This window comes from Chryseobacterium sp. S0630, from assembly GCF_024158915.1.
GTDB lineage: Bacteria > Bacteroidota > Bacteroidia > Flavobacteriales > Weeksellaceae > Chryseobacterium.
This window is the reverse complement of sequence record NZ_JAMZGF010000016.1, coordinates 19,599-44,004: the sequence shown is the minus strand read 5'-3', so window position 1 is coordinate 44,004 and position 24,406 is coordinate 19,599. Positions and strand designations below refer to the sequence as shown.

Below are 24,406 nucleotides of genomic sequence, written 5' to 3'. Positions count from 1 at the left end.
AAACAACTTTTGTAATTATGTTAAAAAACTATTCATATCAAAAAATAAAAAATAATCACTTGGTGTAGAATATTCATTAATGTTGTATTGATTTGCAGAAGCATAACAAATCTGAATATTCTCATTTTTCAATGCAACAAATGCCACAGCTATTGTTGAAATTTTATTATTCAGAGGAGATAAAATAATATTATATTCTTCACCATGTGTTTTAATAAGATTTTCAACAACTTTTATTGTTTTTTCAATCTCCATACAAGAAAATTCAAATTCTCCAATTATATTAGACTGATATTTTTGTTTAATCTCATCAAAATTTGCTTTTCCTCTATTACTTAATTGTTCATTAATAGATTCTTCATATGAAGGTCTACCAAGAAGAATAGCATTTGGTTCAAAAGAATTAATTATTTCTTCTGTTCTTTCATTCTCAAAACCATTCAAAATTACCAACATTAATTTTTTACTTGGTAATATCATACCTGAATAGCCAAAAATAGATCGTATATAACGAATACCTCTTGTTAACCATTCACATGGATAATTTTCTGCTGGTGTATATACTAACTGAATATTAGATCTGTTTAAATACCACTCATTATTCAGGGCTTTTAATAGTATTAGTAAAACTTCTCTTGTGAAAGTTGTTATGTCAATAATTATATTGAGTTTTTCATGAGGGTTCTGATCTTTATAAAAACCAGTCAGTTTTTCTAATATAATATCATATGTTTCAAGCGGATTATTTTTAGGATGCTGAATTGTTTTTAAATATGGCATCCTATTTTCTAACTCTTTAAGATTTTCATAAGATACAGTATAATTCTCATCAATATGAAAAATAAATCCATTTTTTACACGATCCACATCTAGTGCCAAAGGAAAGGATTTTGATCTAGTTTCAAACCCTGATGAACAAATAAATAAATCAATATTATTTATTACTGAATATAAATTAGAAAATTGTACTTTCATATTTTAATCATCTAAATTATCAAATAAAGTCGGTTGCAAATTATCACCTGCAGTGAAGCTCTTTGTAGTAGTTTCTATAAATGATTGAGGATTTGTCAAACATGTTTTTAGGACACTGCTGTTCATAAATTTATATCCTTTAAATCCAGTTGGATCAAGTTTAAAAAAAGGAGCTAAAGTTCTACTTAAAATGAATAATTTACTTCTTCCTGTACCTTTTTTATTACCAATTGTACTTTGATGTAAATATCCATAATGAATAGCCAGATCTAAAATTTCTCTTAATTCATCATCTGGTAAATCATTTAATCCGACAGAAAAGACAACTCGTTCAGTTCTCTCACTAACAAATATTTTACGAAACATACCTCCTAAGCCTGTTATCAAATTATACAACTTATCTGCCTTGCTTAATCTTTCAGTACTTGATACATCACCATGCTGTTCTATCACCTTTTTAAACTCATCTTCCAAAAATTTTTGAGAAAAATCATTAATGACTTCATTTTGGATTCTGACTGGGATAAAGTCAACATCATTTATATTTTTATTATCTCTTGATAAATGCTCCGAAAACATGGTTGATGCAGGTTCTAAAAAATACCGTATAATTCCTGAAGAAATATTTACTAAATTATCAAAACCAGCATAATTAAATGTCCCTCCTGATCTTCCCGTAATTAAACTTTTTACATATTCGGATGTTGCATATCTTCTAGCTGCATCTGTACCCGCATAACTCTTGTCTTCATTTTCAAACTTCTCTTTTATTTCGTTGTACTTTTTATTTATTGCATTTTCTTGATTTGTATCATTTGGAAAAAAAGCTTTCGGATCAATTTCTTTGCCTAAATATTTTTGAATCCTCTTCGTTACAATACTTTCAATTCTTTGATAATAATTTTTTCCAGATGATGTATAGATAGTTGCAATATTTATCTGAGAATAATCATGAGGATAATCAATTGTCTTATCGTTTACAGTATTATAGCTTTTGTAATCTAGTTGTGTTGAAATTTTTAGACTAACAAATTTTGAAGTTCTATATGAAACCCAAGTATTTAAAATTTTTGTTTGGGTTATATTTAGATACCCCGCATCATCTATTAATAAAAAAAGAGCTTTATCTTTAGGTAGAAAAGTTAGTTCTTTTAATTTTAACAATATTGGATATAAAAAATCTAAGTAATTACATAAAGACCCCTTATATTCTTCAAGAGAATTAGGGTTCATTGCAATTCTTTTACAATATCCTTTACATTCTAACTGCATTTTATCAATAATTTTCACCATACTTTCAACACATTCAACTGAAGAGGTAAATTCTGTTTCAAAATTATCAATTATTCCTCCAGACAAATCAACATACCATAGGAATACACTTTTGTAAAATTTTTCAATTTCGTCTTTATGATCATTAATTTCGTCTCTAAAAGTCAATAAATAATTAAAACATTTACTTGCAACATGGGTTGTCAATAAATGTTCATTAAAAAATGTATTAGAATTACTTTTTAATCTCTCAAGTTCAGGATAATTAATATCTGTTAATTTGATTGGTACATATAAGCTAAAGTAATCTAAACCACTAATAGAACAATTTTTATCTATCATTTGACAATCAGGCATCATATACCTAAACATCATACTTTTACCTGATCCTCTCGGTCCATTTAAAAATGTATGCCCAACTTCTCTTACTTGGTAAAAATCTGTAAAAACATCTACAAAAAGTTCGTGAACTTCACTTGCGGTTACATCTTCAGGGGTTTTAACTTCGAATGGATTCATAGTCAGATAGTTGTTCTATAAAATTTTTAATAAACTCACCATTAATTTTTAATTCATTTTCTTTAAGAGACTCACATAGATCGTAAATATCTTGATCTGAAATAAAAGGATAACCTGTTTCTTTTAATTCATAATAAATATTTTTAATCTCATCATCATTTTTACTTTTTAGGATATGAATATTTACTTTTACAATAGTAATCCGTGCTTTTTCAGGTAAAAATCTACTACAATATAAAGCTTCAGTAAAAGTTTTAAATGTTCTATCATAAATTTCATCAAGAAGGTATTTATCAATAATACCACTTTTAGTTTTTATGGGAAACATCTTTAACAAAAATTCATCTTGAATATAAAAATCTAATTTTAGCTCTCCTCCAGATATAGTTATACTTTCTAAAGCTGCGGAATATCTATGAAAAATTTCACTTGTTGGTGTAATTGCTCCAATATTTAATAAAAAGTTAGAAGCTCTACTTTTATCTTCTGCAAGTTCGTCAGCTAACCTTAAAATTGCAGCTAAAAACTGAGGCCTGATTTTCTGATGAGAAATATTTTCTTGTAAAGGTAATGCTCCTATAGGGTCTTTTTTCCCCCCATGTGCTTTGGCAATATTACCTATATGCATCCTTTCGGCAGTCGATAAAGATCTTCCTGAATCAAACTTTGCCAACAGCTCTTTTCCTTTCTCTGCATGCTCAGATCTGGTCGCAATTAAATGACCCGCATCATGCAACTGAATTGCCATCAGTAAAATAAATAACTCATAAGGCGATAAATAAAAACCTTCCTCATCTCTTATAAATGTAATATTAAGGTTATTCAATAATCTTGTAGCTCTTTCAATGACCATATTTATATGGTCTATACCATGATCATTGTAATAACCCTCCTTTTCAATTTCTAAAATTCTTGTTTTAATTTCAGGATGTATCTCGTCTTTAAACTTATCTTTGAATTCTTCATACTTATTAATATAATTTTTCCCCAAAGGAAAATCATCTAACCTGTCCTTTAAAGAAATGAATTCGTTTTCTATATTTTTAATATTACCTGCCACTTTATTTTAATAGTCGTTATTTGTTTTTATAATTTGATTTATAATTGCTTTTGCTAACAATGGAGGAACAGCATTTCCAATTTGTTGTTGTTTATTCATAAGACTTCCTTTAAAAATAAAATCGTCAGGAAAACTTTGTAATCTAGCTGCTTCTCTTACCGAAAGTCCTCTGTCTTGAAAAGGATGAATAAGCATGTTTTTTCTATAATTAGCTATTACAACGGAAGGTTTATCTGCTTTTAGTCTCCTATAGATACCACTATGGCAATTATTTAAATCTTTATAATTAGTCATTAAGTTTTTAGGAATAGCTTGCCAATTTTCTCCCTGCTTTATATATTTGTATCGTTCAATGACATAATCTTTGTTAGTCGAAACAATATTCTGAAATGATTTTGTAGAATTTTGTCTCATAAGCTTAGCATATTTACTTGGCTTATCCCGATAAGGTAACTCTTCAAAATTACTCCCATTTTTTAGCTCTGGTAAATCTGCAATTGCTTCAGCTACAGAAATTTTATTCTCGTTTGGTTTAGGAAAATCAAAATCAACCCCAATTCTATTACCTACCATAAAGAATCTATTTCTATTTTGTGGTACTCCATAATCAGATGCAGTTAAAACTTTTTCTTTAGTGACATATCCCAACTCTGACATTGTATCACGTAGAATCTTTAATACTTCACCTTTTTTGAACAAAGTAATCCCTTCAACATTCTCAAATACAAACCACTTTGGATTTAGTTCTTTTACAGCTCTAATAAATTGATGAAATAATGAATTATTAGTATTTTGATCATTTCTTGTCTTAGTATTGGAAACTGAAAAACCTTGACAAGGAGGTCCCCCCATCAAAATAAAATAATCATTTTTATAATTTTCAAAACTAATATCTTTAATATCTCCACATAGTGCTTCAGCTTTAGGATGGTTGAATTTAAAAGTTTCAATAGCATCTTTATTATGATCAATTGCTAAAGAAATTTCAATACCTGCCATTTGTGCCCCTAAGCTCATTCCACCTGCTCCACTAAATATATCAATTCCATTGTATTTTTTATTGGCCATTAGTAATAATATCTTTTATCTACAAAAAAACACAAAAGTACAAATTTAATATTTTCTTTAATGTAAATAAAATAAAATGCTGATATTAATAATTTTAAACACAAACGTTTACCAAGTGGTTTGAGCCTTTCTATCAAAATAAATTTTCTCAAGTTTTATCAGACAATTGATTTTTATTAATTCCTTAGGTATACATAAATAATCACTTAAGTAATCTATTAGAGCTTCTTCATTTTCCCCATATAGATTATAACGAGATATAGCTTCCGTAATATCTATATTATTCAATGAAATTTTAGAAATCATTTGTCTTGTTTCGGTTCTCCATTCTGTTTTTGTTATTTTATCTGTTGCAACAATATCAATATCATAAATTACATCCTTAGAGTCTGGTAAATAAATCTTATTATCTTGTTGTTCAATCAAAAGGTTTTTAATGAAATCAAAGGAGTTTTTTAGTTCTTCTTTTTTTCTAACTTTAAAAATTTCTTGTAACAATCTGTTTTTTTTATCTTTTCTATAATTTCCATTAGAATCAAAATAAACTTCAAAGAGAATACCGTTCAAAAGGTGATTATCTCCATTTCTTTCTTGATAAGCGACCAAATTGTTTTTTAACTCTTTAATGAAATTTATACATTCCCAAGCTCCGCCATTAGCGGCTTGTAAAATATTTCTTCCTAGTACAAATTTTTGATTTTTATCAAGGGTTTCAGGTGGAATTTTTAAAACTTCCTCTAATCCATGATTTTGTGTAGTAAAATTATAACTCTTAAACTTATCTATAATTTTACCAAAATCAGAATCTTCTGAAAATTTTTGATCCATTACTACAGATTCATTATATGGAATTTCTAATGAAAACACAAGTTGTCCTGTATTAAAATAATAATCACGTATTAAAGAAGTATGTTCCCATGTTGTTTGGCTACCATTAGTTAATGAGTAAACAGATTTTCTTACTTTTTTAAATAGTTCTTCAACTGATAGTCTTTCTCTACCTAAATAATCTAAAAGCACACCAGTATAATAACTATGTCCTTTATATCCCCCATCACTAGCTCCGTCATTAGGAGATGTAGAAAATGCAATCAATGTTCCACGAGGTGATTGAATCGATGAAGACCCTAAGCCTCCTCCTCTTTGAAAGGTTCTTCGGCATGCATCAATAATCATTAAATTAACCTTATTTGGGTAATTTGAATAAATAGACAAAATTTCTGAAACCTTTATTGAGTCCATTCCTGCAGAAAATTTATTAGCTGGAGGAATTTGACAAGTTATTGATGTTAAATAGTTCTCTCCATCTAGTTCAAATCCATGTCCTGCAAAATAAAATATTGTTGCATCATAGTTTTTAATATTGGTTTCAAGATAATGTAGTATGTGTGGAATATTAGCAGCTGCAATATCTGTTAAAAAATTTACATCAAACCCTAATCGTTTAAATGTTTCCGAAATTGCCGTAGCATCATTTACAGCATTATTTAAAACAGCGCTCTCATGATAGTTATTATTACCAATAACAATTGCCAAAGTTTTCATAGTTTTTAATTAATGCATAAAAGTATTATTTTTTACTAAAATTAATATAAAATTTTAGATATAGAATAATAAAGAAATTACTTTCTTTCAATTATAGAAATATCTCGATTTTATCCTGCTCTGTCTTGGTGTTCAGTGCAACATCCCGTAAAAATCTTGTGTAAAATGAATATAGTGTCGGTTTTTCATTATTTTTTTAAATACTTACCATAGATCTTATAGGCTTTAGTAATATATATTAAACCAATTGATTATTTATGAAGTTTATTCTAGTATGGTCTTGCCTAAATTTTAAAAAAATGTTTCATTCATACTAATTTTGTTTTTTTGTAATATTGTTTGTCTTAAAATATTAGATATTTAGAAAATTTACTAATGTTGCCATAAAAATATCACAAATTTAATATCTAATTTTACGGGTTTCCGTAATGATCTAGAAATTGGAGGTTGGTTATTAAAAATTAATTTTTTGGTATTTCCTGCTACCCAAAGTCTCCCGCTCCGCATTCTATGACACTAAGCAAATAAAAATTGTTAAAATTTAAGATGCAAATTTATAAGTATTAATATAAGGAGTTTGTCTTTCTATTACGGCGAATACCCCCGCTCCGCAAAGTCTCCTGACTTTGAGCCAGTAATAAGCTCCCAAGTTCGAAAATCTCAAACAAAAGACTTCACTAAACAAAAAAACAGCCTCAAAAAAGGCTGTTTTATATTTTGAATTAGAAATTCTTGAAAGATAATAATGCAAACTGAGGTTATTTCCCGATACAAAACTTAGAAAAAATATTCCCCAATACCTCATCATTGGTCACCTCTCCGGAGATTTCTCCAAGATGTTCCAGGGCATTTCTAAGCTCATACGCCAGTAATTCCGTAGAGATCTGAATAGAAATAGCTTCTTTCACTTTATCAACGGCATCCATGGATTTTCTTAAGGCTTCAAAGTGTCGTTGATTCGTGATGACAACGTTATTTTCTTCAGTTTTTAAATGTTCCACATACGAGGAGAGTTCATTTTTCAGATCCTGAATATTTTGATTTTCAACTGCTGATATTTTAATGAAATCAAAATCATGAGAAATAGCGTTTCTGAAAATATCTTCTACTGTTTCGTATTTGGTAGGAATGACTTCATCAATTTTTGTCGCACAGATAATCAGTTTCAGATCTTCTCTTAACAAGGATTGAATCATGTCAATATCCTCAGAAAAATCCTCGGTAGCCGCATCTGCCAGATACACCAAGATGTTGGCGTTTTCTACCTTTTCTTTAGCTTTTTTTACCCCGATTGCTTCAATTTCATCCACTGTTTCACGAAGTCCGGCAGTGTCAATCAATCGGAAAGCATGACCTTTAATATGAAGAACTTCTTCAATCGTATCTCTCGTTGTTCCTGCAATATTACTCACAATCGCTCTTTCTTCCTTCAAAAGGGAGTTCAGTAGTGTAGATTTTCCGGCATTCGGTTTTCCGATGATGGCAACAGCAGTTCCGTTTTTAATGGCATTTCCGTATTGGAAACTTTCAATCAGAGAGCTTAATTTGATTTCAATTTTATCCAATAATCCGCTTAAGGCACTTCTGTCAGCAAATTCCACATCTTCTTCTGCAAAATCAAGTTCCAGTTCAATTAAAGAAACAAAATTTAAAAGATCAGTTCTTAATACAGATATTTCGTTGGTAATTCCTCCTTTCAGCTGGTTGATGGCTACTTTTCTGGAAGCCTCATTTTCAGATGCAATCACATCAGCAATAGCTTCCGCCTGGGAAAGGTCAATTCTGCCGTTGATGAATGCGCGGAGAGTAAATTCTCCTGCTTTGGCCATTCTCGCCCCGTTTTTGATCAGGGTTTCAAGAATACGTTTTCCGATATGCGGAGAGCCGTGAAAAGCAATCTCCACAGAATTCTCAGTGGTGAAACTTTTCGGAGCCAGAAAGATAGAAAGCATTACCTCGTCAATAGCTTCCTCCTCATCCATAAAATAACCGTAATGAATGGTGTGGGATTTCTGTTTTTCCAGATTTTTGGCCGGAAAACTTTTCTGAACTACAGATAAAGCTTCATTTCCTGAAACACGGATGATGCCTAAAGCACCTATTCCATTGGCCGTAGCCAGTGCACATATCGTATCGTTATTCATGCTGCAAATTTACGTTTTTTAATGTGAATTTGCATTCAGGTCTGTTATTCAGATTATCTATTGTCTTATTCAGTTAAAAACAGCTAAGGTTTAAAACAGGCTATGTTTTGAGGATGTTGTATGAAAGATGTACTTACTCTATCAATAAATGCAGAATTATTTCTATTAAACATGTAAAGAAAACACCATTTGAAATATAAAATCTAGAAAATAATTCTGTCGAATATAAGTGCCATGCGAAGAGTATAATTTGTTGTGGTGTAACAATTATAAGTGTTTTTTGATAACCTTGGCAGTCATATATAGTGTTTAAATATCATATAAATGTAAAAAAATTAAACACCTGTTTGGTATGTTAATTGTTTAATAGTCCGTCGATGATGTTGAAAATTTAAATATTTTTCATTAAAACGATGATAATCTGTTAAAATATTATAAATATACATGAATAACTTATTTTTTTTAAGCATTAATAAAAAAATGTCTTTTTTATTGATGTTCGTCTTTAGTATTTTGGGCTATGCACAATGCATTCCTTATACCGGACAGGCGATGACAAGCGGAAATACCTATTGCCTCAACGGAACCCTTAGTGTAAGTACAAATATCAGCATCCCCAACGGAGCATCACTAATCATTCAATCCGGACAATTGCAATCCAATAGCATTCAGGTAGATGGAGTATTGGAAATTGGTGACGGAGCAAGTGTTAAATCTACAGGAACAGTGAAAGTAGGAACTTTCGGATCTCAGAAAAATTCAAAAATTAAATTAGGAGCTAAATCCTTCTTATCCCTTGTAGGATCAGTAGTTCAGGAAGATCCAACCTTTGGCGGTTTTTATCCCGGAACAACTTCTGTTATTGAAATGGGTACAAGCAGTGTAGTAGAAATTTGTGGAACATTTACCCAGCAGTCTACAACTTATCCTTCTGTTGAATATGTAGGTATTCCTACCGGAAGAGCGTATTGTATTGCAAAAGCAGACGTAAGTGGTGGAGGTGGAGCTTCCATTATCAGTGATGACAGCCAGATCGTAGCTATTGTCATGGGATCTGTAACAGGATTAGGAATGGGGAATTCCAGTTTCTGTGGACCGAATGCAACCAAAGCAATGTGTCCTTCTCTTTGGCCTGAAGGACTGTCTGAAGATAAATCTAGTTGTGGAAATGCTCCTCTTATTATTGATGAAATCGACGGATTCTGTACAAAACCCGGCATTTCAGGAACGCCTGATGGTTTTACCAAATTCGGAATTACTGTACAGCAGAAAAGCGATTCCTGGCCGGAAAATATACCCAATGGATTCCTGGCTATGGAATCAAAAAGTCAAGGTTTTGTTATTACCAGAGTTCAGCATGTAAGCCAGACTCCACAACCTGGAGATGCCATCGCAGAACCGAAAGAGGGAATGCTTCTATACGATATTCAGGATAAATGTATAAAGCTTTACAACGGAACCGAATGGAGATGTGTACAAAGAAGCTGCAATGATTAATCTAACCGATAAATAGTATGAAAAATATAAGAAATATAAGTATAACAGTTGCTTTGGTTGTTTTCAATTCAATTTTTGCTCAGGTAGCCATTGGTAAACAGACGGTAGATGGAAACAGTACAGTATTGGATTTTAATAATGTGTCCGGAAATACTAAAGGATTAATTCTTCCTGCCACAGCTGGATTTCCTACAGGATCTTTGGTGAACGGAACATTTATCTTTGATATGACAGACAACAAAGTAAAAGTCTACGAAAACGATGTCTGGAAATCCTTATCAGATGCCGGAAGTTCAGGTGCAATTGCTGCTAATAATTCTGCAGAAACAGGGAAAGGAGTCATTATGGGAGAAGCTACAAGTACGGCAGATGGCGTATTGGTTCTGGAATCTCAGAATAAAGCGATGATTCTTCCCCAAATAGCTGCACCACATCTTAATGTAAAAAATCCTTATCCGGGAATGCTTTGCTATGATACGACCAGTAAGACATTGGCAGTATTTGACGGCTCAGTCTGGAATTACTGGAAATAAGTTAAAATAGAATGTCACAAGAGCCAAATTATTTGGCTCTTGTCATTGGAGTTGTTTAAACTTATCAAAATGCTCAATATATATATTGAACCATTAAGAAGGATTTAAGAAATAAAGTCTAGTTAAGATAAATCATCCTGATTTTTAAGCTTAAAGCGAAGCTCATCTTAATATTCTAAACACCTTAATGCAATCTTAATGGTTCAAAAAAATTTAAACAAGTTTATTGACTACGTTGAATCTTTGATTTCTGACATAGGAAGAATCTCATAGAAATCTAATGTGTAACATTCCTTACTTATTTCTGAATCACATTGCAGCCTTTTCAGCTTAAACAATCTGAGCACTCTCCTTGATGCTGTTCATCACAAAAATACTTTTAGTCTGCCCAATTCCCTCAATTTCTGACAATTTGTTGACAAAAAACTCATGAAATTCATCCATATTGGGAGCCAGGATTTTCAGCATAAAATCGAAATCTCCACTGATATTGTAAAACTCTACCACTTCCTTCAGTTTTCCAACCTCCTCAATAAATTTTCCCGCAGTTTTTTTATTGTGGACATTCAAGGCGATCATACAAATTACCATCATCCCTTTATTGACCTTTTTACGATCTACCACAGCAGTATATTCTTTAATAATCCCCTGTTTTTCCATACGTTTGATACGCTCATGCGTAGGCGTAGGACTCAAATTGATCCTTGCCGAAATATCACGGACACTCATCTTCGCATCTTTCTGAAGCAGACGGAGGATGGATAAGTCTTTTTCATCAGGAATATAATTTTCAGTTGCCATTTTGTTCTGTTTTTATAGTTTTTTTCTGATAGATCAGGTGATTTGTTCTTTTAAATATTTTAAATATTTAACATTGTTCCAAATTTAAGGTTAAATTTTTAAATACGTTCTGTTAATTTTAATTTTGCAGGAAATTTGAAACATGGATACAAGGAAGAATTTAATATTAATTTTAGCATCGGTAGGAACATTTGTAGAGGCGTTGGATATTGCCATTATTAATTTAACCATTCCTTCCATTCAACAGCAGTTTCAGATCGGAGCAGAGACCGTTCAGTGGTTGCAGACGCTTTATGTGTTATTCTTTGGAGGATTTCTGATCATTGGAGGAAAGCTTTCAGATCAGATCGGAAGAAAGAAAATGTTTCTGATTGGAGCACTGATTTTTATGCTGACTTCATTAGGAGCAGGATTATCTCAAAACTTTGAAGTGCTGGCTATATTCCGTGCTTTGCAGGGATTGGGAGCTGCATTAGTGATGCCTTCTGCATTATCGATTGTGACCAATACCTTCAGAGGAGAACAGGAAAGAAACCGTGCTATCGGAATTTTCAGTTCATTTGCAGCTATTGGTTCCGGAAGCGGACTTTCCGTAGGAGGAATTATCAGTACTTATTTAAGCTGGCATTGGGTTTTCCTGATTAACGTTCCTATTCTTTTAATTACATTGATATTATCATACTATTATCTGCCAAAAGATGAAAAAAGCGAAACCGCTCAGAAAACAGATATGGTTTCAGGAATATTGATGGTATTAGGTCTTTTAAGTCTGACTTACGGAACTCATGAATTGATTCATATTAAAGAACAGCCTTTCCTGGTAGTAGGTTCTTTGGTTTTAGCATTAGTACTGCTTGTTATGGTGTACTACCGTTTAAAATCTGTTGCTGAGCCTTTGGTAGATTTAAAATTGTTTAAACATAGATCTTTAGTGGTTTCCAATGCGGTATTCTTTACCTTGGGAGCGTTTTTTATCGGGTTTTTATTCCTGATTTCACTGATGCTTCAGAAAGATATGGGATATAGTGCTGCTTCTGCAGGATTAATGCTTGTTCCGTTCAGTATTCTTTCTGCTTTGACGGCTAAATTTATTCTGCCACACGTATCAAAACGCCTGAGCTCTTCCCAGATGGGAGTTTTAGGATGGTCTTTCATGCTGACTGGAGGTTTGTTACTCTTGATTTCTGTTTATACCGGACATCCGTTAACAATGGTCTTATTGGGAGCTGCATGTATTTCCGGAGTAGGAATGACATTTTGTTTTACCGCACTTTCAGTGATGGGAATTCAGGACGTGGAACCTGCGCATTACGGGTTGGCATCAAGTTTGAGCTCTACTAGTTACTTTCTGGGAGCAGGTATTGGATTGTCATTCATGACGTTGATGAGTCAGATCTTTCCATCAGAACTTTCAGTCGGAAGCCTGAATCTGATTATTTTGATCAGCTATGCTTTATTGGCGCTCGGAATGTTATTTTATTTTATATTGAAAAGCGTAAAAGTGAAGCAGACAGAAGTAGCCGTTTTATAACAAGCGGCCTTAAAAATACACAAACTATATGAGGAAAGAATCGGTGCTTAGGTGTCGGTTCTTTTTTTTGATTTTTGTTATTCTGTTTCCCTTCATTACCTTTGCTGTTTACTATATATCATGAAAATACGGGTCATCAGCGATCTTCATCGGGAATTTGGAAGTACGGAATTATGTTTTGATCAAGCGGATGTGGTGGTGTTGGCAGGCGATGTCAATCTGGGAATCAAAGGAATAGAATGGATTAAAGAAACAATATCCAATAAACCTGTAATCTATGTTTTGGGCAATCATGAATACTATAAAGGTTCTTACCCTAAAACACTCAATAAAATTAAGGACGCAGCGTTGGATACCAATGTTCATGTGCTGGAAAATACATTTGTAGATATTGATGGAATTCGTTTTCATGGGGCAACCTTATGGACGGATTTTTCAATCTTTGGAAATCCTGTTCAGTACGGAATGCTTTGTCAGCCCAAAATGAACGATTATAAAATGATCAAAAGAGATCCTTCTTATTCGAAAATGAGAACTTTGGATACCTTTAAAATTCATCAGCTTTCAAAACAATGGTTAAAAGAAAGTCTTGAAGACTCAAAAGGACTTAAAAATATTGTCGTTACCCATCATGCACCAGGCATACAATCAGTTCCTGAACATTACAAAGAAGATCCGTTAACAGCGGCCTATGCTTCAGATTTGGAAGATGTAATTAAAGAATACCAACCCTTATACTGGATTCATGGGCATATTCATACGCCATGCAGATATAAGATCGACGAAACAGAAGTGATTTGTAATCCTCATGGCTATATTGATGAAAAATATAACGGATATGATAAGGAATTGCTTATTGTTGTTTAGCAAACAATAAAAAGTGAAATCGATTATTGGGCTTTTTGGCTCTTTTTCCACTACCTTCGTGTTTAATTTTCTTTCCAATGCCTAAAAAATCCCAACCAAAACCTGATTTTGTTTCACAGCTGGCTTTTGATGAAGTGCTTCAGCAAGTGGAGTTTGATCTTAGAATCAAGGAATTTGTGGTGATGGAAATTGATAAGGCAAACTATATCATACAACCTAATATGCCTTACCGGGCAGATTATTTCTGTATTTTTATGGTACAGGAAGGAAATGTGGGATTTACGCTGGATGATAAAAGCTATGAAGTTTCTAAGGGCGATATTATATTTTGTCCTATTTCAGAAACGTTTTGGGTGAATAGAATTGCTGATGATTACCAGGCAAAATATATTTTCTTTTCACTGGATTTCATTTCTGACGCAGGTTTTAATTATAAATCAAATAATGTTCTCAAAAGCCTGTCTTCAGATCCTACTCACATCATCAGAAAGGAACCGGATGTATACAGAAAATTGAATTTTCATCTCGATGAACTTAAGGCATTGAATAATAAAGAAAAAGATAATTATTATTTCAATGAAATGATTTGGCATCACTTTTCTTTGGTAATCTTTGAGATTGATAATCATTTTAAAAAGATAGAAAAACCCCATGTGGTAACTCATAGAGAAGATGAGCTTTCAACCAGTTTCTTCAAGCTTGTTCAGGAACATTTTAAAGACGAACATAATGTGCAGTTTTATGCAGATAAGCTCTTTATAAGCCGCAAATATCTTACAAAAGTGATTAATAAAGCGATTTTTAAATCACCAAGAGATATTATTCATCAGGTTTTAGCCGTTGAAGCCAGGCTTTTGCTGAAAAATCCCAACCTCAATATCAGTGAGGTCGCTTCACAACTTAGCTTTTCAGATCAGGCTTCTTTCAGTAAATTCTTCAAAAAACACACCGGGAAATCTCCATTGGAATACAGGAAAGATGATTTGTATTGATAATCAATGGTTTGTGGTTTTAAGGTGTCTTTTCACCAAAATTATATTGTAATATGATTGAAAATAGTAAATATTGTTATTTATATTGCCTATAAATGATATTTCTCATGTTTCTTTAAATAAGGAGTCTTTTTGACAAAACAAGGAGTTTTTCGAATAATCCTATTGAATTTTTTTCGTTCGATTTTTGTGCGGAAATTTAAAAGGACTATTGTTATGCAAAGATTTTTTATTCAAAAATCAACTCTACTTTTCCTCTCACTGATCGTATTGGCAGGGTGCAGGAAAAATAATCAAAACCAGGGCTATCAGCAGCAGGCGCCGGAATTACCTGTGGCAAAAGTAACACAGGGAGACGCTTCTGTTTCCAGAGAATATGCAGCATCTATTGAGGGTGTTTCCAATGTGGAAATAAGACCTCAGGTAACAGGATATTTAAGCAAAATTTTTGTAGATGAAGGTGATTTTGTAAGAGCAGGTCAACCGTTGTTCAAAATTGAAGATCAGGTTTTCCGTGAGCAGCTGAAAAGTGCTCAGGCATCTTTGATTACCGCTCAGGCGAATCTTTCCACTTCTAAAATTGATCTGGACAGAAAAAAAGAACTGTTCAGGAACAAAATGGTTTCAGAAATTCAGGTAAAAGAAGCTGAGGCAGCTTATAATGCGGCACGAGGAGCGGTAAGTCAATCTACCTCAACCATTGAATCTGCAAAAATTAATTTAAACTTCTCTACCATTAAAGCTCCGGTAAGCGGATTTATCGGAAGATTCAACTATCGTCTGGGAAGTTTGATGACGCCGGGTAATCAGGAGGCGATTACTTTATTGTCAGATATTCATCAGGTATATACGTATTTCAGTCTGAGTGAAAATGATTTTAATAATTTCCAGAAACAGTACACCGGAAGCAGTATTGATGAGGTGATCAAAAATACTCCGGCAGTTTCATTATTGCTTTCAGGAGGTGAAAAATATGCAGAGACAGGAAAGATTGATGCGGTGGAAGGTCAGTTTAATAAAACAACCGGATCTATCACGCTAAGAGCAAAATTCAACAATCCCAACAATCTTTTGAGAAGCGGAAACACCGGGAAAATTGTACTGGATCAGTTCTACAGCAATGTTGTTTTACTTCCGATTGCCTCTACCAGAACCATTCAGGATAAAGTTTTTGTATTTACCATTCAGGGTGGGAAAGCAGCCATGCTACCTGTAGAAGTGAATGGAAAAGCCGGGGACAATTTCATTGTAGCCAAAGGACTTAAGGCTGGAGATGAATATATCACCAGCGGTTTTGACCGTCTACATCCGGGAACTCCTGTCGTGGCACAAAAGAAAAATGCTCAACAGAAAAAATCCTAAGAAGAAATCATGTTAAAGAAAATTATAAAAAGACCCGTACTGGCAACGGTTATCTCCGTATTGCTTGTTATTCTGGGGATCGTCGGGATGGTAAGCCTTCCGATTACAAAATTTCCGGACATTGCGCCTCCTACCGTTATGGTGACAGCTGCTTATCCGGGAGCTAATGCTGAAACCATTGCCAGGTCTGTAGCGCCACCATTGGAAAATGCCATCAATGGAGTGGAGAATATGGATTATATTACTTCCACGGCGAGTAATGATGGTACGTTGAGTATTACGGTTATTTTCAAATTGGGAACAGATCCTGATCAGGCAGCCATTAACGTTCAGAACAGAGTGGCTCAGGTAACCAACCAGCTTCCTGCTGAGGTAATTCAGGCTGGAATCACTACGGTGAAAAGACAGAACAGTATGATTGCCATGGTCTCTTTGACCAGTAAAGATGGTACGATGAGTGATCTTTTCCTTGAAAACTATGCGAAAATCAATATCGTTCCGGAATTAAAAAGGGTAAAAGGGGTAGGAGATGCCATGGTATACGGAAATAAAGATTATTCTATGCGTATCTGGCTGGATCCGAATAAACTGACTTCGTATAATCTTACGCCATCTGATGTTTCCCGTGCTATTCAGACCCAAAACCTTGAAGCAGCACCCGGAAGATTAGGAGAAAGAAGTAAAGAAGTGATGGAATATGTGCTTCGTTACAAGGGAAAATTTACAGAGCCTGAACAATATGAAAATATCACGATCAAAGCGTTGAACGATGGTTCTGTTTTAAAATTAAAAGATATCGCCAAAGTAGAATTCGGAGCGTACAGTTATACAGTTTCTTCGAATTATAATAAAAAAGCATCCGTAACGATGGCGATCTTCCAGATGGCAGGATCCAATGCCAATGAAGTACAGATTGCGCTTCAGGAGAGAATGAAGGAGCTGGAAAAATCTTTTCCGGCAGGAATGGATTATGAAATTCCTTATGCTACAAAAGATGCCCTGGATCAATCCATAGAACAGGTAATTCATACCCTGATAGAAGCCTTTATTCTGGTATTTATTGTGGTGTATATCTTCCTTCAGGATTTCCGCTCTACGCTGATTCCGGCAATTGCAGTTCCGGTATCGATTGTGGGAACATTCTTCTTTATGAAGGTTTTCGGATTCTCTATCAATATTCTGACCTTGTTTGCATTAGTACTCGCCATTGGTATCGTGGTGGATGATGCGATTGTAGTCGTAGAAGCTGTTCATGCTAAAATGGAACATAAAAAACTTAATCCGAGAGCTGCTACCATGTCGGCAATGAGTGAAATCACAGGAGCGATTGTTTCCATCACGTTGATTATGTCTGCAGTATTCGTTCCGGTAGCCTTTATGAGTGGTTCTACAGGGTTGTTTTATCAGCAGTTTGCACTGACGCTGGCGATTGCCATTGTGATTTCAGCAGTCAATGCATTGACGTTGAGTCCGGCTTTGTGTGCTTTATTCTTAAAACAACACCATCCGGGAACGCATGAAAAAATGAATTTTAAAGACCGATTCTTTGCAGGTTTCAATGCAAGTTTCAATAAACTGACTTTCCGTTATGGAAAAGCTGTATTGTTCCTATTAAAAAGAAAATGGGTGGCTTTGGTTATTATTGTAGCTTTCGGAGGATTGTTTGCATGGATGTCTATGACAACGCCTAAAGGTTTTATTCCGGATGAAGACCAGAGTTTCATTATTGTAACGGCTAACCTTGCTCCCGGAGCTTCAAAGGACAGAACCTCTAAAGTGGTTTCTGATACGGAAGATTTATTGATGAAAAATCCGGCAGTGGATAAAGTAATTTCAGTAGACGGATTGAACTTATTCAGTGGTTCCATGTCATCTTCGGCTGCTTCTATTTTTGTTAAATTAAAAAAAGGAGGTGAGAGAGGCCCTGTCAATAATATCAACGACATCATAGGACAAACACAGGGAATGCTTTCTCAGGACAAAAGAGCCAATTTCCTTGTGATTAATACGCCAACGGTAGATGGTTTCGGAAATACCAGTGGAATGGAACTTGTGCTTCAGGACCGCACCAACGGAGAACTTCAGAATTTAGGAAATATTTCTTACGGAATGATGGGCGCTTTAATGCAGAGACCTGAGGTAGCGGTAGCATTTACTACGTTTGATGTTACTTATCCACAGTTTGAAGTGCTTGTAGATGAGGTGAAATCTGCTCAGCTTGGAGTAAACGTTTCCGATGTCTTGGGAGTAATGCAGGGCTATTATGGAAGTATTCAGGCTTCTGATTTCAACCGATTCGGGAAATATTACAGAGTATTGGTGCAGTCTACGCCGGAAACAAGACAGGATAAAGAATCCCTGAACGGAATTTTCGTTAAAAATAATCTGGGTCAGATGGTTCCTATCAATACATTGGTAAGTCTGAAACAGGTGACAGGCGCTGAAGTAGTAGACCGTTTCAATCTATTCAACTCATCAAACTTAACGGTTATGGCAGCACCGGGATACAGTACCGGACAGGCTATGGCAGCTATTGAAGAAGTGAGTAAGCAGGTGCTTCCTCCGGGATATACTTATGATTACAAAGGAATGAGCCGTGAAGAAGCAGGTTCAAGCTCACAATCTGTCATGATCTTCGGATTATGTATTGTGTTTGTTTTCTTCCTTTTATCTGCTCAATATGAAAGTTATATTCTTCCATTGGCAGTATTGATTGCGATTCCGGTAGGACTTTCCGGAGTGTTTGTAGGAATTACGTTTGCGGAGCTTTCCAATAATATTTATGTACAGATTGCTTTGGTGATGCTGATCGGATTGCTGGCAAAAAATGGTATTCTGATCGTAGAATTTGCCATTCAGAGACGTAGAGCAGGGAAAAGCCTTATCGCATCTGCAGTAGAAGGAGCAAAAGCTCGTTTACGACCTATTTTAATGACTTCTCTTGCATTTATAACAGGATTACTTCCATTGTTGTTCGTGGTAGGTCCTTCAGCGATGGGGAACCATTCCATCGGATATGCAGCCATTTCAGGGATGCTTTTCGGAACTATTCTGGGGATTTTTGTAGTTCCTGTTCTTTTTGTGGTATTCCAGGCATTGCATGAAAGAATCAACGGAAGAGTAGTAACCGATGCAGATTGGGAATATTAATTCAAATGATTTTAAAAATGAAAATTAAAAATATAGCATATATCGCATTCATTTCCGGAACAGCAATCTCCTGTAAGGTTCAGAAATATGAACAGCCTGAAATAAAAATGCCGGAAGCTTTCAGAGCAGACAGTATTGTGGTGGATTCTCAGGAGAATATTGCTAAAATAAGTTATAAAGATTTTTTCAAAGATCCTGTTCTGGTAGGATTGATTGATAAAGCAATGGTGCAGAATAATGATCTTCAGGTGGCTTTAAAACAGATAGAATTTGCCTCGCTGGCTTACAATCAGAGCAAATGGGCAAATATTCCCACGATCAGTGCTTCTGCCAATGCCAATATCAACCGTCCTTCAGACAACAGTATGAACGGGATGATGGCCGGACAGTTTATGGGAAAAAGGTATATGGAAGATTATACAACTTCTCTGAGTTTCTCATGGGAAGCTGATATCTGGGGTAAAATCAAAGGCAGAAAAGAACAGGCTTTGGTAGAATACCTTAAAACACAGGAAGCGGCAAAAGCGGTAAAAACACAAGTTGTATCTGCTGTTGTACAAGGATATTATAATTTACTAATGCTGGATACTCAGCTGGAAATTACAAAATCCAATCTGGCGTATGCGGATAATACTTTGAAGTTTTTGACCAAACAGCAGGAACTTGGTTTGACAACAGCTTTGGCGGTACAGCAGCAGGAAATTGTAAAAGATCAGATTCTGAAATCAATTCCGGCCATTGAAAGTTCTGTGACCACCCAGGAAAATGCTTTGAGCCTGTTAACGGGATCTATGCCCGGAAAAATTGAAAGAAGTGCAAGCCTGAACAATGTACAGTCTCCGGATCAGATGGCTGCAGGGATTCCTTCTGAATTATTAAGCTACAGACCGGATATTAAAACGGCAGAATTTGAAGTCAGAAAAAGTGCAGCAGCCATTCATGTGGCAAAAATGAGCATGTATCCTTCCTTAAATATTACGGCACAGGGCGGAGTGAATGCCTTCCAGATCAGCAAATGGTTCAGTGTTCCGGGATCACTTTTCGGAATGGTGGCAGGAGCTGTCGCACAGCCTATTTTGAATGGAAAACAGTTGAAAACACAGTATGAGCAGTCTAAAGTATTGGCTGATCAGGCGGAAATCAACTTTAAGCAGTCTGTTTTAAAAGCGGTAGGCGAAGTTTCTGATGCATTGGTACAGATTCAAAAGCTGGAAGAACAGCAGAAGATTGCAGAAGGTTTGGCCGTAAAATCTGGTGAAGCAGTGAAGAAAGCTGATTTATTATTTAAATATAATTCAGCAACGTATGTAGAAGTGATTATCGCACAAACGAATAAACTTCAGGCAGAACTGGAACTGGCTTCTCTGAAAACTCAGAGGTTGAATGCCATTACAGCGCTGTACCGTTCTGTAGGAGGCGGATGGCAATAAAGTAAAATTGAATCTGCTTCGTCTCTAATGACGAAGCAGGTTTTTAATCCATTATCATTATGAAGACAAATATACAAGAGGGGATCATTCTCATTCCGGATTTCAGCGGATTTACCGAATTTGTGTTCAATACAAAATTGTATACAGGCGAGTATATTGTGCGGCAATTATTGTCTACACTGATTGATGTGAACGATCAGTATTTTGAAATTTCCGAGATTGAGGGAGATGCCATTTTATTTTACCGTTATGATGAAAATCCATCCTACCAGAGTATTTCAACCATGTTGTGGAAGATGAGAAGTGCCTTCAACAGGAAGATAGAGGAGTTAAGTAAAAGTTTAAGCACAAAAATTGATCTGGCGCTTAAATTTATTGTTCATTACGGATCCTTCTCACAGTACAATATTGGAAACTTCAGAAAATTATATGGAAAAACGATTGTGGAAGCTCATCAGCTTTTAAAAAACGGAGTGGCAGAACAGCCTTCTTATGCACTTTTCAGTAATTCTTTCCTGGAAAGCAGTAAAAATAAGGAGTCTGATTTTAATAAAGATCCGCTTCGTTTACCAGAAGTAGGCGTTATCCATTATTTTGAAAATTTAAACTAGCATATATTTTTTAATATTATTCCTTGTAAATTTGCTATTGCTAGCGGCCCGGGTGAGATCCGGGCTTTTTTTATGGGAATACCTTTTGAATAAAATTGATTTATATAAACTGGAAGTAAAATATTCATATAATTATCATGGATTTTAAAACTTTTTTACGCTAAATTTAAATTATGTGTAAAAAGCTTTTTTAAGAATATTTATTATGAAAGTGATTTATATTGTGTCTTTTTATTGAATAATGTGTAGTTTTTTTTGAATTTATGTTTAAGTTGGGTACTTATATCTTGTTGGTAGTTAAGTATTTATTTTAATTTTTTTCTTTTTTGATGTAACGAAATTATCAAGATAGTGGTCTTATAGATAAAACTATAATTTCACATGAAAATACTATTATTTCCAATAGCACTATTAACAGGCTCATTAGCAATGGCTCAGCAAGCTCCAGCTCCTGCAGCCAGTGATACTGTAAAAGGAAATGCAAAAGAAATAGAAGCTGTTACACTGGTAGCCAGAAAACCAACAGTAGAATCGAAAATAGACAGAACTGTATTTAATGTAGCCAATAGTGCAATTCTGGCAGGAAATACAACATGGGATGTTCTTAGAATGACCCCTTTGGTAAGTATTGATAACAATGATGAGGTAAAAGCCGAAGGGCAAATGGTAACGGTATACATCAATGACAGGAAATCGGTTTTTACAGGAAAGGAATTAAAAGAATACCTTAAAACAATTCCAGCTGATAACCTGATGAAAATTGAAGTGATTACAAGCCCGTCTTCCCGTTATGAAACTTCAGGATCCGTTATCAATATTGTCCTTAAAAAAAGAGATGATGAAGGAATAAAAGGAAGCATCTCTCTCAACAACAGACAAAGTACAAAGAACTCACAATACACGAACTTCAACCTAAACTATCATAAGAAAAAGTTTACCCAAACCTTTATCGGAGGTTACAATAGCGGAAATTATGTACAAAAGACTCAAACATGGGATAACCGTTATGCAACAAATAAACTGACTCAGTTCAATTTGGAGAACGTGATGAGAAACGAAAGTCCCTCTATTTCTTCCACTTCAGAATTTGAACTGAATGATAAAAATAATATCGGATTTGTAGCAGAATATTCACAGAGCAGAAATTTGTCTTTGTCAGAATCTAATGGGATGATCTTCAATAACGGAGAGCCTGGAGACTCTTTCCTTCAGACTCAGAATACATGGGGATTTAACCGTAATCTGGGAACCAATGCTTTCTACAAATATTATGATAAAGAAAAGAACAGAATTTTAGATATTAATTTAGGAACCAATTACTCCAGCAATGACAATGACAATTTAATTGATAAACAAATTAATAATCAGACTGGCAGCTCAAATCAGCAGCTAGGAGTTATCAGTTCAAATCAGATGCGTAATTATTATCTTAAAGTAGATTATACACAGCCTTTAGGGAAATCCGGCGGTACGATGGAAGTAGGAGGGAAAACGGAAATTAACAATCATATTATTCCCAATAGCCTGTATGGATTCAGTATGAATGATAGTCATTCAGAATATTACAATCTTGCGAGAAATGATACCTTTCATTATGAGGACAATCTGAGCTCTTTATATGCCAACTATAGTAAGACATTCTTCAAAAAACTGGAAACAAGAATCGGAGTACGTTATGAATATATTGATTATAAAGTAAGACAGGATGTTGCGGGGACAGAGAGAAAAGATTCATACGGAACTTTTCTTCCCAATCTATTGCTGAAATACAATTTTTCAGAAAAATTTGACTTAAGTCTTACCTATAACCGAAGCATCTGGAGACCTTGGTATTCTGAGTTTAATCCTTTCCTCGTTCCAGAAATTAACGGAACCTATTCCAGAGGAAATCTTTATCTGAACCCCAATCCGAATGACCGACTTTATCTGAAATTAGGAATCCTGAAAAAGTATTTTATCTCTGCAAGATATATGCATACGAATCAGGATTACTGGACAACTTATGTTACGGAAAACGGAAGAACAGTTTCATTACCAGGGAACTTCGATGGAAAGGTTGAAAAATATTACCTGTTTGCCAATACCAACCAGAACTTCCTGAAAAATAAACTGAATGTGAATGCCGGATTCGGATGGTATTACATTAATAATAAGGACTTCAACCAAAAGAATGATCTAAGGGGTAAAGATTATATCAGTTATTGGGGAGCTTCTGCCAACGTATCCTACACGAATCTTTTCAATAAAAATATTAATCTAAGTGCGTGGGTAGAATTGGCCAATCAGAATAACGGAAATTCATATGCCAACAATACCAATGTTTTCCATAATATTTCAGTGACGAAAATATTCCCGAAAACTCAGATGGAACTAAGCATGCAGCTGATGAATATCTTTAAAAGACCTTATGGTGATAACACGACTTATAGCCCGGACGGAACTTTCAGAGAATACTCAAAATGGGACTGGTACGGTGTTTCCCTTACTTTCGTAAAACGTTTCGGAAACCAGAAAGTAAAAGAAAATACAAAAACCGACGTTGAGAAAAACGGCGGCGGCGGAAAATAATTCAGGATTTGTTAGATAAAAATGAAAGCAGGTTTCAAATTGGAATCTGCTTTTTATTTTTGGCTGGAAGCTAGAAGCAAGAAGCAAGAAGCGGGAACTCGTGAAAGATGATCTTTATGTTTGTCTTAAAAAAATCTGCGAAATCTCCTAAATCTGCGAGAAACAATCTATATGTAATTTTTGAACCATTAAGAAAATAGTAAGCTGTTAAGAGTATTAAGGGAATGTCTAAAGATATTTTTTATAGAGGCTGCTTCATTCAAATTTACTTGAAACTTAATGTACCTTAAAAACTTAAACCTCTTTAATGGTTTAAGAGAAATCTGTGAGATCTCTTTAATCTGTGGGAAAATATCTACATTCAAATTTTAAAACCATTAAGAAAATAGTAAGCTGTTAAGAGTATTAAGGGAATGTCTAAAGACATTTTTTAGGTATACTGCTTCATTCAAATTTACTTGAACCTTCATGTTCCTTAAAA

At 34.4% G+C, this 24,406-nt stretch carries 17 protein-coding genes; 10 read left to right on the top strand and 7 right to left on the bottom strand.

Annotation, left to right across the window (positions count from 1 at the left end; all coding sequences use genetic code 11):
• Positions 1-15: 15 nt before the first annotated feature.
• The 6 genes from NK356_RS09555 to mnmE form a co-directional block, all read right to left on the bottom strand.
• A complete protein-coding gene (locus NK356_RS09555) occupies positions 16-975 on the bottom strand; it encodes a hypothetical protein (RefSeq protein WP_253316847.1) in 960 nt (319 codons plus the stop codon).
• 3 nt (positions 976-978) lie between these two features.
• The gene (locus tag NK356_RS09550; RefSeq protein ID WP_253316846.1) at positions 979-2,766 is read right to left on the bottom strand and encodes a hypothetical protein; all 1,788 of its coding nucleotides are present in this window, start codon (positions 2,764-2,766) and stop codon (positions 979-981) included.
• Positions 2,747-3,826 carry a hypothetical protein gene (locus tag NK356_RS09545; RefSeq protein ID WP_253316845.1) on the bottom strand — a complete coding sequence of 360 codons (1,080 nt, stop codon included), beginning with the start codon at positions 3,824-3,826 and terminating at the stop codon, positions 2,747-2,749. The genes NK356_RS09550 and NK356_RS09545 overlap by 20 nt, the downstream gene beginning before the upstream one ends.
• Positions 3,827-3,832: 6 nt before the next feature.
• On the bottom strand, positions 3,833-4,894 hold the full coding sequence (locus NK356_RS09540) for a DNA cytosine methyltransferase (protein WP_253316844.1): 1,062 nt from the start codon (positions 4,892-4,894) through the stop codon (positions 3,833-3,835).
• 108 nt (positions 4,895-5,002) lie between these two features.
• On the bottom strand, positions 5,003-6,439 hold the full coding sequence (locus tag NK356_RS09535) for a caspase family protein (RefSeq protein ID WP_253316843.1): 1,437 nt from the start codon (positions 6,437-6,439) through the stop codon (positions 5,003-5,005).
• A 758-nt stretch (positions 6,440-7,197) separates the two neighbouring features.
• A complete protein-coding gene (gene mnmE / locus NK356_RS09530) occupies positions 7,198-8,583 on the bottom strand; it encodes a tRNA uridine-5-carboxymethylaminomethyl(34) synthesis GTPase MnmE (RefSeq protein ID WP_253316842.1) in 1,386 nt (461 codons plus the stop codon).
• 480 nt (positions 8,584-9,063) lie between these two features.
• Between mnmE and NK356_RS09525 the strand changes: the two genes are divergently transcribed.
• Positions 9,064-10,080 carry a hypothetical protein gene (locus NK356_RS09525; protein WP_253316841.1) on the top strand — a complete coding sequence of 339 codons (1,017 nt, stop codon included), beginning with the start codon at positions 9,064-9,066 and terminating at the stop codon, positions 10,078-10,080.
• Between the two features lie 17 nt (positions 10,081-10,097).
• The gene (locus NK356_RS09520; protein WP_253316840.1) at positions 10,098-10,613 is read left to right on the top strand and encodes a hypothetical protein; all 516 of its coding nucleotides are present in this window, start codon (positions 10,098-10,100) and stop codon (positions 10,611-10,613) included.
• Between the two features lie 330 nt (positions 10,614-10,943).
• On the opposite strand, the gene NK356_RS09515 is transcribed toward NK356_RS09520, so the two are convergent.
• Positions 10,944-11,414: an Lrp/AsnC family transcriptional regulator gene (locus NK356_RS09515; protein ID WP_034696927.1), complete on the bottom strand. Its 471-nt coding sequence runs from the start codon at positions 11,412-11,414 to the stop codon at positions 10,944-10,946.
• A gap of 142 nt (positions 11,415-11,556) precedes the next feature.
• On the opposite strand from NK356_RS09515, the gene NK356_RS09510 reads away from it, so the two are divergent.
• The 8 genes from NK356_RS09510 (at position 11,557) to NK356_RS09475 (ending at position 23,925) form a co-directional block, all read left to right on the top strand.
• A complete protein-coding gene (locus NK356_RS09510) occupies positions 11,557-12,945 on the top strand; it encodes an MFS transporter (protein ID WP_253316839.1) in 1,389 nt (462 codons plus the stop codon).
• A gap of 120 nt (positions 12,946-13,065) precedes the next feature.
• Entirely contained in the window at positions 13,066-13,812 is a 747-nt protein-coding gene (locus tag NK356_RS09505) for a metallophosphoesterase (RefSeq protein WP_253316838.1), read from the top strand.
• Between the two features lie 77 nt (positions 13,813-13,889).
• Positions 13,890-14,804, top strand: coding sequence for an AraC family transcriptional regulator (locus tag NK356_RS09500; RefSeq protein ID WP_253316837.1), 915 nt, complete (start codon positions 13,890-13,892; stop codon positions 14,802-14,804).
• Between the two features lie 216 nt (positions 14,805-15,020).
• Positions 15,021-16,166, top strand: coding sequence for an efflux RND transporter periplasmic adaptor subunit (locus NK356_RS09495; protein ID WP_253316836.1), 1,146 nt, complete (start codon positions 15,021-15,023; stop codon positions 16,164-16,166).
• A 9-nt stretch (positions 16,167-16,175) separates the two neighbouring features.
• Entirely contained in the window at positions 16,176-19,316 is a 3,141-nt protein-coding gene (locus tag NK356_RS09490; protein ID WP_253316835.1) for an efflux RND transporter permease subunit, read from the top strand.
• Between the two features lie 17 nt (positions 19,317-19,333).
• Positions 19,334-20,746: an efflux transporter outer membrane subunit gene (locus NK356_RS09485; protein ID WP_253316834.1), complete on the top strand. Its 1,413-nt coding sequence runs from the start codon at positions 19,334-19,336 to the stop codon at positions 20,744-20,746.
• 59 nt (positions 20,747-20,805) lie between these two features.
• Entirely contained in the window at positions 20,806-21,357 is a 552-nt protein-coding gene (locus tag NK356_RS09480) for a DUF2652 domain-containing protein (protein ID WP_034696933.1), read from the top strand.
• A gap of 381 nt (positions 21,358-21,738) precedes the next feature.
• A complete protein-coding gene (locus tag NK356_RS09475) occupies positions 21,739-23,925 on the top strand; it encodes a TonB-dependent receptor (protein WP_034696934.1) in 2,187 nt (728 codons plus the stop codon).
• The last annotated feature ends 481 nt before the right edge of the window (positions 23,926-24,406 follow it).